This window comes from Mycolicibacterium canariasense (genome assembly GCF_002101555.1).
Taxonomy (GTDB): Bacteria; Actinomycetota; Actinomycetes; order Mycobacteriales; family Mycobacteriaceae; genus Mycobacterium; species Mycobacterium canariasense.
Window position 1 is genome coordinate 105,648 of record NZ_LQOL01000052.1, and the last position, 17,805, is coordinate 123,452.

Sequence of the window (17,805 nt, forward strand, 5' to 3'; positions counted from 1 at the left end):
GGCCGGGGCCGAACCGCCGTTTAGGGTGAATCGCCGCGTTCGTAATGGGCCCGGACGGTGTCGATGGTGTCGGCCTCATCGGCGCGTTTGTCGTCGCGATAACGGACCACTCGCGCAAAGCGCAACGCCATCCCGCCCGGATACCTCGTGGAGCCCTGCACCCCGTCGAAGGCGATCTCCACGACTTGTTCCGGCCGCACCGCGACCACGTACCCGTCGGTGCCTCCCACGGCGAGTTCGGTGAAACGCCGCGTCTGCCAGTCCAACATGGCGTCGGTCATGCCCTTGAACGTCTTGCCCAACATCACGAATCCGCCCGTCGCGGGATCGCGGGCACCCAGGTGGATGTTGGACAGCTTGCCGGCGCGCCGACCCGAACCCCATTCCACCGCCAGCACCACCAGGTCCAGGGTGTGCACGGGTTTGACCTTGAGCCAGCCGGACCCGCGCCGGCCTGCCTCGTACGGGGCGGCCGACGACTTCGCCATCACCCCTTCGTGACCGGCCGCCAGCACCGTCTGCAGGAATTGTCCGGCCGCGTCGGCATCCGCGGTGATGAGCCGGTCCACCCGCTGCCCGGCGGGCACGACCGCGTCCAGCACCGCCAGCCGGTCGGTGGTCGGCAGGTCGAGCAGATCGGTGCCGTCATGGTGCAGCACGTCGAAGAAGAAGACCGACAGGGGGTGTTCCCGGGCGCCCGACTTGTTGCCGAACCGCGACGCGGTGACCTGGAACCGGTGCGGACGGCCGTCCGGACGCAGCGCGATCGCCTCGGCGTCGGCGATGAGATGGGTCACCGGCAGCGCCAGGGCGGCATCGACCACCTCCGGCAGCCGTGCGGTGACGTCGTCGAGGCTGCGGGTGTACACCGACACCCGGTCACCGTCGCGGTGGATCTGCACCCGGGCGCCGTCCAACTTCGCCTCGAAAACCACGTCACCGCCCAGTTTTTCGAGTGCGTCACCGACGGCGGTGGCGGTCTGCGCGAGCATCGGGCCGACCGGCCGGCCGACCGTGAGGGCGAACCGGGCCAGACCGGCGGCGCCATCGGACAACGCGGCGACGGCGACGGTGGGCAGCTCACCGGCCAGCATCGCGGCCCGGCGCACCTGCGCTGCGGGCACCCCGGCGGCCTTGGCGACGGCCTCGGACATCACCCCGGCCAGGGCGCCCTGGCGCAGCTCACCGGACAACAAGCGGCGCAGGAAGGCCTGCTCGGCGGCGGTGGCCGCGGTGAACAGGTCGCCGAGCAGCTGGGAGCGCAGCGCCTGCGAGCCCTTGCCGGTGGTGGCCTTGATCCGGGAGAACGCCTGGTCCACCCCCGACACCGTCAGTGTGGGGGCGTCGGCGGGCGGGGGCAGGTGGCGCAGGGCGGCCCAGCCCACACCGATCTGTCGCTGGGGGAGCTCACCGGCCAGCCAGGACACCACCAGGCCGACATCGGCGGGATCTGCGTGCGCCAGCAGGTCGGCCACCCGGGCAGTCTTGGCCAGCCGCGACGACGCCGCCGCCACATCGACCGAGGCCTCTGCCACCGCGCTGAGCAACATGGTTCCACGGTGCCACGCAGGGCCGACAAGTCGGGACTTTCGGCCCTGTGCCCGACCCACGTCCCGGCGGACAGTGGGAATCATGCCGAACACACACGACCTCGACGTCCTCAACCGTAGGCAGTGCCTGGACAGGTTGCAGACCACCCGCGTCGGCCGGCTCATCTTCACCGAGAGCGCGCTACCCGCCGTTCAGCCGGTGAACTTCCGGCTGTGGCACGACGATGTGGTGATCCGGGTCGCCGGTGGCGGCAAGCTGGCCGCGGCCGCCGGCCGCCAAGTGGTGGCCTTCGAGGCCGACGAACTGGACCAGGATCTGCGCGCCGGGTGGAGCGTGACGGTGGTCGGCCACGCCGAGCCGGTCACCGATGTCGACGAACTGGTCGAGATCGCCGGAACCTTCGTCTCGCCATGGGTGAGTGGTCGCCGCGACCATTTCGTCCGGGTCAGGACCGAACAGATGACCGGCCGGGAGTTCCGTGATCCGACGAGCCCGCAGTACCACGCCGCGGCCGCATCAGGGCCCGGTCAGAAACCCGTCGAGCACCGCGGCCTCGGCGCGTAATCGTGCCGCCCGGTCACCGTGCCCGCCGGCACTGAACTGCGTTGCCGCGCTGATCCGTTCGTCGATCTCGGCGTGTAGCAGGGCCAGGACCTCGGCCTCGGTGAGTGCACGGCGCGCGACCTCGGCGGCGCCCAGCCCGGCGACGCTGTGCGCGATCGGTCCGTCGATCCGGGTGTGGGTTTCGGCCATGTCCGGCGTCTCGGCGTTGTCGATCGCGCCGAGCGCACTGCGCAGCGCCGCGACCCGCACGGTGTCGCGCTGTTTGCGGGCCTGTAGCAGGGCCGAACGCAGCGTGGTACGCCAGCGCTGAGCGGGCGCAGATGTCATGCCGGACAACATAGCCCGGCATGGGTGGTCCGCGAAACCGATTTAGGTGACGGCGAAGTCGACGCTGTGGTAGCCGGTCGCCCCGTCGGGCACCACATCGGCGATGTCGGCGGTCTGTACCGCCCCGGTGTTGTCGGTCGCGCGCACGGTGATGGTATGCAGACCCGGCCGATCAGCCTGCCAGTCAAAACTCCACAGCCGCCACGTTTCGTTCGAGTACGCCGAGCCCAACGTGGCGGGCTGCCAGGTGCCCTCTTGGCCGGGGGCGTCGATACGCACCTCGACCGCGCGTACCCCGCGATTCTGGGCCCAGGCCACCCCGCCGAACCGGGCCGGGCCCTGTGGGACATCCGCTCCGGACCGCGGTACGTCGATCCGGGACTGCGTCTTGATCGGTCCCTGCGGGGCCCAGCCCAGCTGTGTCCAATAGGCCTGGGCTCGGTCGAATCTGGTGAGTTCCAGGTCGACCACCCATTTGGTCGCGGAGACGTAGCCGTAGAGTCCGGGCACCACCAGCCGCGCTGGGTAACCGTGCTCGACGGGCAACGGCTGACCGTTCATGGTGATGGCCAGCAACGCGTCGCGACCATCGGTGAGTGCCTGCACCGGGGAGCCGGCGGTGAAGCCGTCGCTGGACGTGGACAGCACCATGTCGGCGTCGGTATGGACGCCGGCGGCAGCCAGCAGATCACGCACCCGGTAGCCGGTCCACACCGCGTTGCCGATGAGGTCACCCCCGACCGGGTTGGACACGCATGTCAGGGTGACCATCTTCTCGATGAGTTCGAAACCGGCCAGATCGTCGAAGCGGTAGGTCTTTTCGTGGTCGACCATGCCGTGGATGCGCAGTTTCCACTCGGCCCGGGACAGTTGCGGCACCGCCAGTGCGGTGTCGATCCGGTAGAAGTCGGCGTTGCCGGTCACGAAGCTCGGCAGCGCCACGCCGGCCGGCTGTACCCCGGCCGGTACCGGTGGGGCGGGTTTGGTCAGCGGCGGCGCGGTGAACGAATTCCGGTCGCCGGAAACGGAATTGACCCGGCCACCGTAGATGGTGCCCAACGCGCCGGTCAGGGTGCCCACCCCGAGGAACCCGAGGGCGGCCAACGACAGTCGGCGGCCCGGATCGGTCTCGGCGGCACTGTTGGCGGAATCGTCGCGCAGCCGCCCCGAGGTGAGGAAACGCAATGCCAGGATTCCGGCCAGCGTGCCCACCACCGTCGGCGCGATGTCCAGCGGGCGGGCGCCGGTGCGGGTCAGCACGGCCACGCACCCGGCCACTCCCGCGGCGGCGAACATGACACTGCCGATCGGGACGCGGCGGCGCTCCAGCAGGCCGGCCAGCGCGGCGAGGATGGCGATCACCACCAGCACCGCCACCGTCAGGAACAGTTTGTCGAAGGTGGCGAACGTTTGGATCGCCCATTCCTTGACCGGCCCGGGGGTGTGGTCGATGACGCTCGACCCCACGGCGGTGCGGGCGTCGGCCGACGCGCCCAGGGGGATCGCCGCCAGTGCGCTGACACCGAGCGTGATCGCCGCGGAGGCGACACCGCAGAGCAATCGGGTACCGGGGGCGATGGGCGCGCTCACGAATCCACGCTAGCCCAGGGAGGTTCTGGAAAGCCTTACCGAACCGTGACGCCGTTTCCGTTGACGTTGCACTTCCGGTTGAGATTGGAGGCCCCGCCGGGGTAGGCCACCGTGCCGGCCAGGGGCGCGCTGTGTCCCCAGGCAGCGGGACGCGGGCCCGCGGTACGCCCCGGGCGGTCCCCGTCTGATCGGTTGCCCAAATCGCCGCCGAACGCGCTTGATATCGCAAAGAAACTGCTCACCGGATTTCAAGCCGGTTCCAAACCGGTGCATTATTGTTTGCCCATGCTCAAGCAAATCGCCGCGGCGTGCACCGCGGTGGTGGTGGTCGCCGGCTGCGGCGCGGCCAAGGTCGAGATCCCGACATCGGCGAACACACCGGCCCGGTCCAAGCCGGACACCAGTGGCATCGAGGTGCAGGGTGATGCCTCCGGCCGGCTGAACGAACTCGCCGTGCAGGCCATCGCCGATCTGCAGCAGTTCTGGGGCGAGAAGTTCCCGGAGTTGTACGACAAGGACTACGAACCCGTCTCGGGTGGCTTCTTCGCCGTCGACCCGTCCTCGGGGGAGACGCCACCGTGCGCGTCGAGCCCCGACGACGTGGCCGGCAACGCCTTCTACTGCGGCGCCGAGGATGTCGTCGCATGGGACTCCGCCGGGTTGTTCCCCGAGTTGCAGTCCAAGTACGGCGATTTCGTCATCCCGATCGTGATGGCCCACGAATGGGGCCACGCCATCCAGGCCCGGTCCAACTTCACCGCCCGGACCATCACCCGGGAACTCCAGGCCGACTGCTTCGCCGGCTCCTGGGCCCGGCACGCCAAGGACGACAAGGTCTTCGAGGTGACCAGCGCCGAACTGGACATCTCGCTGGCGGGCATCCTGGACTTGCGTGACCCGATCGGCACCGACAAGCTCGACCCGTCCGCACACGGCAGCGGCTTCGACCGGGTCGGCGCGTTCCAGGACGGCTTCGACAACGGGTTGCAGCGGTGCAAGCAGTACCGCGACGACGACCCGGTGGTGCTCGCCCTGCCCTTCACCGACCCGGAGGACGAAGCCAGCGGTGGTGACGCCCCGTACGACTCGATCGTCAACGGCGTCCCCTACGACCTGGAGGACTACTGGACCCAGGTGTACCCGGAGATCACCCGCGGCCAGGAATGGGTGCCGGTGCACGGACTGGAACCGTTCGATCCGTCGAGCCCGCCGGACTGCGGTGGTCAATCCGCCGAAGGATTCTCGTTGTTCTATTGCGTCCCCGACGATTACGTCGGTTGGGACAACGCCGAGACCATGCCTCGGGTGTACCGACAGGGCGGTGACTATGCGGTCGCCACGCTGCTGGCCACCCAATACGGGCTCGCCGCGCTGACCCGCCTCGGCGACGACTCCGACGAGAAGACCTCGACCGCACGCGGCGATTGCTTCGCCGGCGCCTACACCGCCAGCGTCATCCTGCACAACCGTGCCGAGACCAGCTCCTGGTCGATCTCGCCGGGCGATCTCGACGAAGGCATCAAGGCGTTGCTGGTGTTCCGCGGCGCCGACGACGCCGATCGGCAGGGGGCGGGGTTCGATCGGGTGCGCGCATTCCGCGAAGGCGTCATCAACGGTGCGCAGGCCTGCGTGGAGTACCACCACTGACCGAACTCAGCGGTAGGTGTCCAGCCCGAGTTTGACCGCCAGGCCCAGCCCGGCGACCGCGATGAGCATGCGCAGTGGGGTCGCCGGGGCATGGCGCACCACCACCGGTCCGAGCCGTGCCCCCAGCACGCAGCCCAGTCCCAGCGGTACGACGGCGGCCCAGCTCACCGGCGCGTACACGATGAAGCCGAGCCCGGCCACGCCGTTGGCCACGCCGAGCACCACGTTCTTGGCGGCGTTGGCGTCGGCCAGGGTGGCGCTGCCGGTGCGCAGGAACAAGGCCAGCAGGAGCACGCCCGCCGCGGCCCCGAAGAATCCGCCGTAGACGCAGATCGCCAACACCGAAAGCATCTGCAGGACACGGTGCTTGGTGCTGTGGACGTGGTCGGGGTCATTGCGGACCGGCAGCGCGATCGCCACCGACGACGCCGCGAGCAGCACCGGCACCACGTTCTCGAACCCTTCGGCCGGGATCGACAGCAGCAGCGCCGCGCCGGCTGCGCCACCGAGCGCGGCCGCCGGCAGCATCCGTCGCACGGTGGGACCCTGGCCGCGCAGTTCGGGCAGTGACCCCCACACCGATCCGATGCCGTTGCCCACCAGCGCCACGGTGTTGGTGACGTTGGCGGCCACCGGCGCCAAGCCGACGAGCAGCAGGGCCGGGTAGGTGGACACCGACGCGAGCCCGGCGATGCTGCCGGTCAAGCCGCCACCGATTCCGGCGGCCACCAAGAACAGCACCTCCCACCACGTCACCGGCCCATCCTGGCCGAACGCCCGAGCAGACACGGAATCCGGGTTTCACCGCGGTGAAACCCGGATTCCGTGTCTGCTCGCGGGGAGCGGATCAGCGTTTCTTGCGGGCGACCAGCGCGTCGACGGGGTCGGGTGCCCCCTCGCGGTCCCGGACCACCCGGTACGCGACATACCCGGCGACCAGCGTCAGTGCGACGAAGATCACCGCGAAGTACTGCAGGAACCACGAATCGCCGGCCGGGTTGTAGACCTCTTGGCGGGGCCAGCCGATGTTGATCACCAGCAGGGCGCCCATCACCACCGCGACGAGATTGACCGGGACGCCCCAGCGGCCGAGATCCATCACCGGCTTGCCGTGCGACAGGCTGGTGCCGCGCAACCGGTGGATCAACGCCGGTACCGTCACCATCAGGTAGGCCAGGTAGACGATGACCACCGACACCGAGGCGATGGCGGCGAACACACTGGACTGCCCCAGGTTGACCAGCAGCACCGCGATGGCCAGCAGGCTGACCGCCACGCCGGTGATCACCGGGGTGCCGGTGCGCTTGTTGACCCTGGCCAGGACCTTCCCGAATGGCAGCCGGTTGTCGCGCGCCATCGAGAACATCACCCGGGAGGCCGACGCCTGGATGGCCAGGGTGGCCGAGAAGATCGCCACCGCGACCAGGCCGAGCAGGGTCTTGCCCAGCCAGGTGTCGAGCTGGCTCTCGATGACCCACGCCATGCCGCCGTGCGCCAAGTCGTCACCCAGTTCGGGGGCGGACATGAGGGCGGCCAGGATCATCAACCCGCCACCCACGAACGACACCAGCAGGGCGTTGACGATCGCCTTCGGCGCGGTGCGGCGCGGATCCCTGGTCTCCTCGGAAAGCTCTGCCGCACTGTCGAATCCGTACATCACGTAGGCGGCCATCAACATCGACGCCAGGAAGGCGGGTAGGTAGTGCAGGCCCGAGCCGTGCCCGCCGGTGTCGGTGACGGCCTGCACCGGGCTGCGTTCGGCGGTGAAGAACATCGCACCGATGATGAGCACCACCCCGATGATCTCCAGGGTCACGCCGGTGACGGTGATGCGCGCCATGAACCGCACGCCGGCGGCGCTGATGACCGTGCACGCGACGATGGTGATGGCGCCCAGGATGATGCCGTTGGTGGCGCCGTCGACCGACAGCGGATCCATGTCGGTGCCGACGAGTTGGAAGCCTTGCCAGATCGGCGGCAGGACGGTCTGCATGGCGATGGCCAGCGCCGCGATGGACACGATGTAGCCGACCAGCATGAACCAGCCGGCGAACCAGCCGACGGCGTTGCCGGCCAGCCGGCGCGACCACTGGTAGATGGCGCCGGCGACCGGGAACTTGCCGGACAGTTCGGCGAACACCAGGCAGACGCAGAACTGGCAGACGAACACGATGGGCCAGGTGAAGAAGAAGGCCGGCCCGCCGAGCGCGAAACCCAGTGGGAAGAAGGCGAACACGGTGGTGAGGATCGATACAAAGGAGAAGCCGGCGGCGAATGCGGCGTACCCGCCGATGCCACGGTGCAACTCCTGCGTATAGCCGAGCTCCTCCAGGGTGGCGGCGTCCTCCTGGGAGGAGATCGCCGGGTCGAAGGTGGCGGTCATGCATGTGCTCCTGAGTGGTGGCGAATAACTGTCGTGCGATAGAAATTAGAGCGTGTTTTTGATCCGCACATTTCCTCGATGTGACATCTGTGTGACCAGCGCGCCGGGGGCAGGCGAGTGACAATCGATGCCATGCCTTCCGGTGCGGCCCATGCCATGGACGCTGCCAACGACGAAGCCGGTCTGCGCGCCGCGATGGAGCAAGCCCGCCTGGCACTGATCGACGAGCTGGCCGCCCACACCCCGGCGCCGGACCTTGCTGCGGGCTGGTCGGCGGTGCTGCGCCACGGTGTCGCCGCGGCCGTCCGGCTGGCCTCCGGCACCGGCGAACCGCAATGGAGTTGGTTCGTCTCCGGCAGTGCGGCCCGCGGCGAGGCCGCCCCGGGGTCGGACGTCGAGACGATGATCGTGGCGGCCGACACCGTCTCCGACGAGCAGAAGGCCGCCCTGCTGGCCCGGGCCGCCGACGTGCACGCGCTGCTGGAGCGCTGCGGGGTGCAGGGCGACGGTAACGGGGTGCTGGCCAGCCGGCCGCGGTTCTGCCGCCGGGCATCGAGCTGGCTCGAGGGCATCGAACACTGGGCGGCCGAGCCGCGCACGGACCGGGGCGTCGTCATGACCGGACTGATGGCCGACGCCGTCGAGGTCGGCCCGGGCAGCGGGGACCTGCTGCGGGTCCGCGCCGTCGAGGCGGCGCACCGGCATTACCCGGTCCGTCAGGCGATGCTCGACGATGCCACCACCATGCGCGCCGGCTTTCCGTCGCGACTGCGCATCTTCTCCCGGCACGCCGACACCGTGGATCTGAAGCTGGCGATGGTCGACCCGGTGGTCAAGATCGCCCGCTGGGCCGGCCTGTCGGCCGGCTCGGCGGCGGTGTCCACCCTGGATCGCCTCGACGCCGCGGGCGCGGTCGGCATCCTGGACGCCGACGACGTGTCGACCCTGCACGAGTGCTTCCTGTGGTTGACCAGGTTCCGTTGGCGTCTGCGCGCCGGTCCGTGGTTGCGGGGCGCGCCGGTCGGTGACGTGATCGGGTTGGCCGAGATCGCCCCGCACGAGCGGGCGGTGCTGCGCGGCGTGCACCGCGAAGTGGCCGCGCTCAGCCGCAAACTCACCTTCCTGGCATCGACATCGGCGTTCCGGTAGTGGGCTCCGGTGCGGTGCGCCGCGCGCTGGAGCAGACCGTCGCCGCGCAACGACTGGAGGGCTGGCGGCCCACCGGCGAGCAGCTGGCCGACTTGGCGCGCCTGGCCGATGCCAACCTGAGCTTCGGCGAGTATCTGGCCCGGTATCGGGCCCGGCACCCACCGGCCACATCCGCACCGCGCCGCCGGGTGCTGCGGCGCCGGATTCCGTACGTCATTGCGGGAACCACGGTGCTGCGCAACAACTTCGGCGTAGCCGAGCAGACTGCGCTGGCCGAGCTGGAGTTCATCGCGACCGCCGGCCGCATGCTGGCCTGGCAGCTGCGGATCGCGGCGGGGCGCACCGGCGCCGCCGATCTCGATGCCCGGGTGATCCACCGCCGGCTGTTCGCCGACGTGTACGCGTGGGCGGGGGAGTACCGCGTCACCGAATTACGGCTCGGTGACACGGCTTTCGGGTGGCAGGCCGATATCGCCGCCCGCATGGTGGAGATCACCGACCGGACTCGCCGGGTGGTGACCACGCCACCCGGCGACGGCCCCGCGTTGGCCTACCAGCTGTCCCGGTTGTACGCCGACCACAACCAGGTGCACCCGTTCCGCGAAGGCAACGGCCGCACCGGGACCCTGCTGTTGCACACCGTCTCGGCGCTGTGCGGGTATCGGTTGGACCTGTCCGGGATCAGCCGTGCCGAGTGGTACGGCGCCTCCGCGGACAGCATGCCGTTCCGTCGCGACGGCCGGGCCAACCATCGGCCCTTCATCCCGCTGCTGGTGCGTGCGGTGGGCCGGTAAAACGGGTTGCACGCCCGGGGGCGCAGCCGCTAACCTCGCTGACGTGCATCGCATTCTCGTAGTAGCCAGCACCCGCAGCGGGGTCTGATCCAGACCGACCCCCCGCTGTGGGTCGGAAGCTACTACCCGTCGGTCGCTCCCTTCAGAGCAGAAAGACCGACACGTGACCATCACCACCACCTTCACCGGTCCCCGTTTCGCCGACTTCTTCGACACCCCGTTGCCGCGCGGTGTGCGCGAACTGGCGGGCGACATGACCTGGGACGACGTTGCGGCCACTTTCGGTTCCGGCGCAGGCCCGGTGGCGCTGAGCGACCGGACCGTCGCGTCGCTGGCCACCGAGCCCGCACCGATCGCCGCGCTGACCGCGATGCTCTACGACGCCGGCGTCGCCGTCGAGATGCTCAACTTCCACCAGCTGCGCGCCGGCGGCCAGACCGCGACCTTCATCCGCGGCACCGACGGCATGTCCACGCAGTGGGCGATCGGATGGTCGGAATCCCCGATCGAGTCGGCGCTGCGAGCGTTCATCGCCTGCGCCAACCGCCTGGCGGCGTGACCGTGCGGCCCGGGGTCAGCGGATCGGGCGTAGCACGATGGGCATGCCGTCGATCGGCACCGGCATCCCGCCGTAGTCGTAGTGCGGCCGGTACCCGGGATGGGTCAGCTCCAGGCGGTAGCGCCGCAGCAGGCGGTGCATGACGGTCTTGATCTCCAACTGGCCGAACACCATGCCGATGCACTTGTGCGCACCACCGCCGAACGGCGCGAACGCATACCGGTGCTGCTTGTGCTCGTTGCGCGGTTCGGCGAACCGGGACGGATCGAACTTGTCCGGGTCGGTCCACAGCTCCTCGAGCCGGTGGTTCATCGACGGCCAGGTCATGACGTTGGTGCCGGCCGGCAGGTAGTAGCCCAGCAGTTCGGTGTCGCGCACGGTCTGGCGGAAGTTGAACGGCAGCGGCGTCTGCATCCGCAGCGCCTCGTTGATCACGAGGTCGTAGGTTTCCAGTTTCTCCAGTGCCTCGATATCCAACGGCCCGTCGCCGATCCGATCGGACTCCTCGCGGCAGCGTTCCTGCCAGTCCTGGTTGGCGGCCAGGTGGTAGGCCATCGTGGTCAGTGTCGAGGTGGAGGTGTCGTGCGCGGCCATCATCAGGAAGATCATGTGGCTGACGATGTCGGAGTCGGTGAACCGCTGCCCGTCCTCGTCCTCGGCATGACACAGCACGCTGAACATGTCGGTGTCACCGGAGGCGCGCTTCTCGGCCAGGCGGCTGTTGAAGTAGTCCTCCAGCGTCTCGCGGGCCTTGATCCCGCGCCACCAGCTCAGTGGCGGCACCGGCTTGCGCACGATCGCGTTACCGGCGCGGGTGGTGGTGGTGAAGGCGTTGTTGACCGTGGTGACCAGTTCCCGGTCGGCGCCGGGTTGGTGGCCCATGAACACCACCGAGGCGATGTCCAGGGTGAGTTCCTTGACCGCGGGATAGAACAGGAAGCGCTTGTCGTTGGCCACCCAGTCGTTGGCCAACACCTGGCTGGCCACCGAGTCGATGTGCTCGACGTACCCGGTGAGCCGGCTGCGGGTGAACGCCTCCTGCATGATCCGGCGGTGGAACATGTGGTCGTCGAAGTCGCGCAGCATCAGTCCACCGTCGAAGAACGGACCGATCACCGGATCCCAGGCCCGCTGCGAGTAGTCCTTGTTCCGGTTGGAGAACACCGCCTGCGTGGCGTCGGGCCCCAGCGCCAGCACCGCGGGCAGCACCGGGGAGAACATGTAGTGCACCGGGCCGTACTTGCGGTACAGGTGCAGCAGGAAATCGGGGCCGCCGCGGAACATCTCGATCATGTGCCCGAACACCGGCAACCCGGCGTCGCCCATCACCGTCTTGAGGCCGCTGCCCGGCGGGGCCGGCGCCAGCGGGAACTCGTCCCACTCGTGGGCCAGCAACTTCTTCTCGACCACACCCATGCCCGGGATGGTCACCGGGGTGGGGGTCAGTCGGCGTTTGGCCTGGTCGAGCAGGTAGGCCGGAGTGCTGATGGTAGGCATCGCTGGTACTCCTGGAAGATCGTCGGGCTGACAGACCTGTGGTCGATGTCACTCGTGCAGCCATCCTGTATGCCCGACTTGACGCATGTCAAGTTTTGATCTGGCGCGCCGCGATGCGAAGGTCTAAACCATGACTGCACAGCCGGAATCGGCGCCGGAACCGCCGGTTCGCCGCAGCAGGGGTGACCGGCAACGCGACGCCATCGTGGCGGCCGTCCGCGAACTGCTGGAGGAGAGGCCGTTCGCCGACCTGTCGGTGAGCATGATCAGCGAACGCGCCGGCGTCGCGCGGTCCGGGTTCTACTTCTACTTCGACACCAAATACGCCGTGCTGGCCCAGATTCTGGCCGAGGCGACCCGTGAACTCGAGGAGCTCACTCAGCATTTCGCGCCACGCGGACCCGACGAGACTCCGGCCGCGTTCGCCAAGCGGATGGTCGGCAGTGCCGCGCTGACGTTCGCCCACAACGATCCGGTGATGTCGGCCTGTTACGCCGCCAGGGCCACCGACGCCGAGATCCGCCGGATCCAGGACGAGCAGATGCTCGCGGTGATCGACCAGATCATCGCGGTGGTCCAGGGTGAGATCGCGGCGGGCACCGCGCACCCCATCTCCGACGACGTCCCTACTCTCATTCGCACCCTCGGCGCCACCACGGTGATGGCGTTCTCGGGTGACCTGCCGTCCGTGGGAAACGGCAATGACCGGGAGCGCATCGTCGACGTGTTGGAGCAGTTGTGGCTGCATGCCCTGTGGGGCGGTAACACGATCTGACTGGTACCGCCGGTAGCATCTGGGCCATGCCGGAAACGTTCGCGGGCAAAAGGTGTCTTTTGACCGGCGCGGCGAGTGGCATCGGCCGCGCCACCGCCCTGCGACTGGCCGCCGACGGCGCCGAACTGTTCCTCACCGACCGCGACGCCGACGGATTGGCGCTCACCGTTGCCGATGCCGAAGCGCTCGGCGGCCGGGTGAGCGTTCACCGGGCCTTGGACATCACCGATTTCGACGCGGTCACGGCCTTGGCCGCCGACATCCACGCCGCGCACGGCTCGATGGATCTGGTCTGCAACATCGCGGGCATCTCCGCCTGGGGGACCGTCTCCACGCTCACCCACCAGCACTGGAAGTCGATGATCGACGTCAACCTGATGGGCCCCATCCACGTCATCGAGTCGTTCCTGCCGCCGATGGTGGCCGCCAGGCGCGGGGGTCATCTGGTCAACGTGTCCTCGGCGGCCGGCATCGTCGCGCTGCCTTGGCATGCCGCCTACAGTGCCAGCAAGTTCGGGCTGCTCGGGCTGAGCGAGGTGCTGCGGTTCGATCTGGCCCGGCACCGTATCGGCGTATCGGTGGTGGTGCCCGGTGCGGTGAAAACTCCTCTGGTGCACACGGTTCAGATCGTCGGCGTGGACCGGGACGACCCCCGGGTGGCGAAATGGGTGGACCGGTTCGCCGGGCATGCGGTGTCGCCCGAGCATGCCGCCGCCAAGATTCTCGCCGGCGTGGCCCGCAACCGCTTCCTGATCTACACCTCGACCGACATCCGGGCGCTGCACCTGTTCAAGCGGCTGGCCTGGTGGCCGTACAGCGTGGCCATGACCCGGGTGAACGTGCTGTTCACCCGGGCGCTGCGGCCCAAGCCGCGCCGGGTTTAGCGCTTACCCCAGTCCCACCGCGGTGCGGTGAGCATGGTCTGCCCGTCGACGCGGGTCTCGCCCCATTCCTTGTACAGCGCGACCTCGGAGTCCGCGGTGAGCCGGCGCACCAGCGCCGTGGCGTGGGTGATGACGACCACCTGCGTGCGGGTGGCGGCCGACCGGATCATCGCGGCCAGCGGCGCGACCAGATCGGGGTGCAGTGAGGTCTCCGGTTCGTTGAGCACCATCAGCGACGGCGGCCGCGGTGAGGACAGTGCGGCCGCCCACAGCAGGAAACGCAATGTGCCATCGGACAATTCGGCGGCCCGCAGCGGGCGCAGCATCCCGACCTGCTGCAGTTGCAGGTCGAAAAGGCCGTCGTGCACGGCGACGGAGATGCTCGCCCCGTCGAACGCATCGGCCACCGCCCGGACCAGATCGTCCTGGCCGACCTCCAGGATCGTCTGCACCGCCGCGGCCAGGTCGGCACCGTCGTCGGCGAGCACCGGCGTGCGGGTCCCGATCTGCGGCCGGCGTGCCGGGGCGCCGGCGTCCACCCGGAAGCCGTCGTAGAACCGCCAACCGCGCAACCGGTCCCGCACCGCCGCCAACTCCGGATGCGCTCCCGGATGCGCGAATTCGGAGAGCACGCTGTGGTAGGTCGGCAGCCCGCGGGTCAGCGGGTCGAAGCCGCGGCCGCTCTCCGCGATCACCTCGGCGTACTCGCCGGCGCGCCGCACCAGGACGGCGCTGGCGCGGGCGACCGGGCCGGCGAACACCACCTCGCGTTTGATCTCCGGATCACGGGCGAAGGCCGAGTTGGGCCCGGCGTACTGCGGCAGGCCCAGGTCGATCAGATAGCCGAAATCGTCTGAGGCGAAACCGAGTTCCAGTGATACCGGGCGGGTGCGGGTGGTGCCGGTGCTCTCGCCGGTGCGCCGGGCGCCGGCGGTCTGCTCGGGACCGGCCCACAGCACCGATTCCAGGCCGCCCTCGCGGGCCAGCGAGCCGATCACCGCACCGCCGGCGCAGTCGGCCAGCAGGCGCAGCGCCCGGTACACCGAGGATTTCCCGGTGCCGTTGGCACCGGTGATGACGGTCAGCTGACCCAGCGGCAGTGCGATATCGCGCAGCGACCGGTAGCCGCGGACCGCAACGGTGCTCAGCACGGCATCGCCAGTTCCAGCCGTACCCCCAGCAGCCGCACGGGACGGTCCAGGTCGAACTCACCGAGCAGGTCGATCGCCGTGGCCACGATGGGTTCGGGGTCGTTACCGGGGACGGCGAGCTTGCGAATCTTGGTGCGGGTGAAGAACGTCTTGGTGCGGACCGTCACCGCGACACGGGTCACGGTGCGGCCGGCCTCGACGATCTCGGCGAGGGTGCGCCGGGCCAGATCGGCAACCGCGGCCTGCATCTCGGCGAGGTCGACGAGATCGTGCGGGAAGGTGACCACATGGCTGCGCGACCGTGGCACCCACGGCTCGGTGCTCACCGTGTCATCGCCACCACCCTTGGCCAGCAACAGAATCCACAGTCCGGTGGTAGGACCGAAAGCGGCGGTGAGGGTGGTCGCATCGGTGGCGGCCAGATCGGCGACGGTGGTGATACCTAGGGCGGCAAGCTTTTTCGCCGTCTTGGGCCCGACACCCCAGAGCGCGTCCACGGGTCGGTCACCCATCACGGCCATCCAGTTCGCGTCGGTGAGTTGGTACACCCCGGCAGGTTTACCGAAACCGGTCGCCACCTTGGCGCGCTGCTTGTTGTCGCTGATGCCCACCGAGCACGACAACCCGGTCTCGGCGGCGATCACCGTGCGGATCCGGTCGGCCAGCTCGAACGGATCATCCACGGCGGCACCGATGTACGCCTCGTCCCAGCCCCAGACTTCCAGCGGATGACCGAGATCGCGGAGCAGGCCCATCACCTCTTCGGAGGCGGCGTCATAGGCGGCCGGGTCCGAGGGCAGGAAGGTGGCGTCCGGGCATTTGCGGGCCGCGGTGCGCAGCGGCATGCCGGCGTGCACACCGAACTCGCGGGCCTGGTACGAGGCGCAGGTCACCACCTTGCGCGGCTCGGTGGGGTCACCCGATCCGCCGACGATCACCGGCAGCCCGGCGAGTTCGGGGTGGCGGCGAAGCTCGACCGAGGCCAGGAATTGGTCCAGGTCCACATGCAGGATCCAGGATTTCACGTGCCGCAGAGTTTGCGGGCGACGTCTTCCCATGCGTCGCCGAGGCGGTCGAGGTCCTGGCCGCGGTCGTCGAGTTGGTGCACGACGTAGTCGGCGTCGAGCAGGGCCAGCAGCGCGTCGGTCTGCGCGTCGAGATCGCCGGTGGTGCCCGCGGACTCCAGCAGCATCCGGACATGCGTGCGGTGCAACGTGGCGGGGGAGTTGAACCGCATCTGCGGGTCGCGGTTGGCGTCGGAGAGCAGCGCGTGGTGGGTACGGACGAACCGGAGCCGCTCCCGGCCGTAGGCCAGCAGGCGCTCCAGCGGCGCGGCGCCCGGACCCAGCGGCGGCGGGCCGAACATGAATGCCTGCTGTTCGGCCTTCTCGTCCTCGTCGAGCAGCACGATCATCAGGCCGGCCCGGCTTCCGAAGCGCCGGAACAGGGTGCCCTTGCCGACCCCGGCCGCCGCGGCGACGTCGTCCATGGAGACGCCCTCGGCGCCGCGCTCGGCGATCAGCCGTCGCGCCGCATCCAGCAACAGGGCGCGATTGCGTGCGGCGTCACCGCGTTCCTGCGGGACGGCGCCGCTCGTCAGCGGCAGCGCTGTCAGCGGATCCGGGGCGCCCATGCCTGCACTTTAACTCAGCGGGAATTATTCGGACCACGGTCCGATTAGACTGTGTGACGATGGCAATGACCGTACAGACTCAGGGAGTGAACATGCCGGATACCAACGTCCTCGTACTGGTGGGCAGCCTGCGGGCCGCATCGGTGAACCGCCAGCTCGCCGAGCTGGCCGCCGAGTCCGCGCCGGACGGCGTGGAACTGCGGCTCTACGAGGGGCTCGGCGACCTGCCGCACTACAACGAGGACATCGACACCGAGGATGCCCCGGCGTCGGTGGTCGCCCTGCGCGCGGCGGCCGCGGGTGCGGACGCCGCGCTGGTGGTCACGCCCGAGTACAACGGCAGCATCCCCGGCGTGCTGAAGAACGCCATCGACTGGCTCTCCCGCCCGTACGGCAACGGCGCGCTCAAGGACAAGCCGGTGGCCGTCATCGGGACCGCGCTGGGACAGTACGGCGGCGTGTGGGCGCATGACGAGACCCGTAAATCCTTCGGTATCGCCGGCCCGCGCGTGATCGAGGAGAAGCTGTCGATCCCGGCGACCACCTTCGACGGCAAGCACCCGCGCGAGACCGCCGAGGTGGTGGCCAGCGTGCGCGACGTCGTGGGCAAGCTCGCCGCCGAGGTCGGGTAGGCAACGTACAAAAGCCGCCGGCGTCTTCCCTGGGGGAGGCGCCGGCGGCTTTTTGCTGCCGGCCTCCGCGGGCCCCGCGGGTTGTCGGTGCCCGGTGGTAGACCCCTACATATGGCGACACACCTCGATGTGACATGCGACACGCCGCGGCGTGTCGCGCTCGAAGGGCTTACGACCAGGGAATTTCACGAATGTGGTTCAGAACATCTTGTATGTCTTCGGTTTGTCGGACACTAGGTGTAGTGTTTGGCGAACCGACGGACCCCAAGCAGTACGGGTCGGTCGGGGCCCGGAATCAGACCGGTCGGCGTCACGCCGGCAGGCGCATCTCGGCCCCGGCCGGCAGGAATCCCGGGGGCCGCGGGAACGCTATACCAGACAAGTTGCCAGTCCTATCCGCAAGAGGAGCCGTACCGCCGATGACTCAGCCGTTGATCACCGTGTACACCAAGCCCGCGTGCGTGCAGTGCAACGCCACCTACAAGGCCCTGGACAAGGCGGGCATCGCCTACGACGTGGTCGATATCAGCGTCGACATGGAGGCCCGCGATTACGTGATGGCCCTCGGCTACCTGCAGGCTCCGGTCGTGGTGGCCGGCAACGAGCACTGGTCGGGTTTCCGGCCGGACCGGATCAAGGCGCTCGCGGCGGCGGCTGTCAGCGCTTAGT

Annotated in this window: 18 protein-coding genes; 9 read left to right on the plus strand and 9 right to left on the minus strand. The window is 69.1% G+C overall.

Translation table 11 applies throughout. The annotated features are described in order from the left end of the window. Positions 1 to 20: 20 nt before the first annotated feature. A complete protein-coding gene (locus AWB94_RS16470; RefSeq protein WP_062656249.1) occupies positions 21 to 1,550 on the minus strand; it encodes an ATP-dependent DNA ligase in 1,530 nt (509 codons plus the stop codon). An 82-nt stretch (positions 1,551 to 1,632) separates the two neighbouring features. On the opposite strand from AWB94_RS16470, the gene AWB94_RS16475 reads away from it, so the two are divergent. Continuing rightward, positions 1,633 to 2,115, plus strand: a complete 483-nt coding sequence (locus tag AWB94_RS16475; RefSeq protein ID WP_062656584.1) for a pyridoxamine 5'-phosphate oxidase family protein — start codon at positions 1,633 to 1,635, stop codon at positions 2,113 to 2,115. Here the strand turns inward: AWB94_RS16475 and AWB94_RS16480 are convergent. Further along, positions 2,068 to 2,442, minus strand: a complete 375-nt coding sequence (locus tag AWB94_RS16480; RefSeq protein ID WP_062656585.1) for a GatB/YqeY domain-containing protein — start codon at positions 2,440 to 2,442, stop codon at positions 2,068 to 2,070. The genes AWB94_RS16475 and AWB94_RS16480 overlap by 48 nt on opposite strands. Before the next feature lie 42 nt (positions 2,443 to 2,484). Further along, positions 2,485 to 4,032, minus strand: a complete 1,548-nt coding sequence (locus tag AWB94_RS16485; RefSeq protein ID WP_084395091.1) for a molybdopterin-dependent oxidoreductase — start codon at positions 4,030 to 4,032, stop codon at positions 2,485 to 2,487. A 285-nt stretch (positions 4,033 to 4,317) separates the two neighbouring features. Here AWB94_RS16485 and AWB94_RS16490 point away from each other — a divergent pair, with 285 nt between their 5' ends. Continuing rightward, positions 4,318 to 5,679, plus strand: coding sequence for a neutral zinc metallopeptidase (locus AWB94_RS16490; RefSeq protein WP_062656587.1), 1,362 nt, complete (start codon positions 4,318 to 4,320; stop codon positions 5,677 to 5,679). Positions 5,680 to 5,685: 6 nt separating this feature from the next. Here AWB94_RS16490 and AWB94_RS16495 read toward each other — a convergent pair whose 3' ends face one another. Together AWB94_RS16495 and AWB94_RS16500 are read right to left on the minus strand one after the other, a co-directional pair. Beyond that, positions 5,686 to 6,435 (minus strand): sulfite exporter TauE/SafE family protein, encoded by a 750-nt coding sequence (locus tag AWB94_RS16495; protein WP_062656250.1) that lies wholly within the window; start codon positions 6,433 to 6,435, stop codon positions 5,686 to 5,688. A 91-nt stretch (positions 6,436 to 6,526) separates the two neighbouring features. Further along, the gene (locus tag AWB94_RS16500) at positions 6,527 to 8,062 is read right to left on the minus strand and encodes an amino acid permease (protein WP_062656251.1); all 1,536 of its coding nucleotides are present in this window, start codon (positions 8,060 to 8,062) and stop codon (positions 6,527 to 6,529) included. Positions 8,063 to 8,194: 132 nt separating this feature from the next. Between AWB94_RS16500 and AWB94_RS16505 the strand changes: the two genes are divergently transcribed. The 3 genes from AWB94_RS16505 (at position 8,195) to AWB94_RS16515 (ending at position 10,564) form a co-directional block, all read left to right on the plus strand. Beyond that, positions 8,195 to 9,211, plus strand: coding sequence for a putative nucleotidyltransferase substrate binding domain-containing protein (locus AWB94_RS16505; protein WP_062656252.1), 1,017 nt, complete (start codon positions 8,195 to 8,197; stop codon positions 9,209 to 9,211). Further along, complete coding sequence (locus tag AWB94_RS16510) at positions 9,211 to 10,005, plus strand: Fic family protein (RefSeq protein ID WP_062656253.1); 795 nt, start codon at positions 9,211 to 9,213, stop codon at positions 10,003 to 10,005. The genes AWB94_RS16505 and AWB94_RS16510 overlap by 1 nt, the downstream gene beginning before the upstream one ends. 163 nt (positions 10,006 to 10,168) lie before the next feature. Further along, positions 10,169 to 10,564, plus strand: a complete 396-nt coding sequence (locus AWB94_RS16515; RefSeq protein WP_062656254.1) for a hypothetical protein — start codon at positions 10,169 to 10,171, stop codon at positions 10,562 to 10,564. A 15-nt stretch (positions 10,565 to 10,579) separates the two neighbouring features. Here AWB94_RS16515 and AWB94_RS16520 read toward each other — a convergent pair whose 3' ends face one another. Continuing rightward, on the minus strand, positions 10,580 to 12,061 hold the full coding sequence (locus AWB94_RS16520) for a cytochrome P450 (protein WP_062656255.1): 1,482 nt from the start codon (positions 12,059 to 12,061) through the stop codon (positions 10,580 to 10,582). A 130-nt stretch (positions 12,062 to 12,191) separates the two neighbouring features. Here AWB94_RS16520 and AWB94_RS16525 point away from each other — a divergent pair, with 130 nt between their 5' ends. Further along, a complete protein-coding gene (locus AWB94_RS16525) occupies positions 12,192 to 12,836 on the plus strand; it encodes a TetR/AcrR family transcriptional regulator (RefSeq protein ID WP_062656256.1) in 645 nt (214 codons plus the stop codon). Between the two features lie 26 nt (positions 12,837 to 12,862). Beyond that, positions 12,863 to 13,720 (plus strand): SDR family oxidoreductase, encoded by an 858-nt coding sequence (locus AWB94_RS16530; protein WP_062656257.1) that lies wholly within the window; start codon positions 12,863 to 12,865, stop codon positions 13,718 to 13,720. On the opposite strand, the gene AWB94_RS16535 is transcribed toward AWB94_RS16530, so the two are convergent. The 3 genes from AWB94_RS16535 to AWB94_RS16545 are packed head-to-tail and all read right to left on the minus strand — an operon-like array spanning position 13,717 to position 16,504. Further along, positions 13,717 to 14,871 carry an AAA family ATPase gene (locus AWB94_RS16535; protein ID WP_062656258.1) on the minus strand — a complete coding sequence of 385 codons (1,155 nt, stop codon included), beginning with the start codon at positions 14,869 to 14,871 and terminating at the stop codon, positions 13,717 to 13,719. The genes AWB94_RS16530 and AWB94_RS16535 overlap by 4 nt on opposite strands. After that, entirely contained in the window at positions 14,865 to 15,896 is a 1,032-nt protein-coding gene (locus tag AWB94_RS16540; RefSeq protein ID WP_109762158.1) for a DNA polymerase IV, read from the minus strand. Before AWB94_RS16540 ends, AWB94_RS16535 begins: the two co-directional genes overlap by 7 nt. Further along, on the minus strand, positions 15,893 to 16,504 hold the full coding sequence (locus AWB94_RS16545) for a TetR/AcrR family transcriptional regulator (protein ID WP_062656260.1): 612 nt from the start codon (positions 16,502 to 16,504) through the stop codon (positions 15,893 to 15,895). Before AWB94_RS16545 ends, AWB94_RS16540 begins: the two co-directional genes overlap by 4 nt. Before the next feature lie 92 nt (positions 16,505 to 16,596). Here AWB94_RS16545 and AWB94_RS16550 point away from each other — a divergent pair, with 92 nt between their 5' ends. Next, positions 16,597 to 17,136 (plus strand): NADPH-dependent FMN reductase, encoded by a 540-nt coding sequence (locus tag AWB94_RS16550; RefSeq protein WP_062656588.1) that lies wholly within the window; start codon positions 16,597 to 16,599, stop codon positions 17,134 to 17,136. A 419-nt stretch (positions 17,137 to 17,555) separates the two neighbouring features. After that, entirely contained in the window at positions 17,556 to 17,804 is a 249-nt protein-coding gene (gene nrdH, locus AWB94_RS16555) for a glutaredoxin-like protein NrdH (RefSeq protein WP_036402661.1), read from the plus strand. Position 17,805 lies beyond the last annotated feature (1 nt).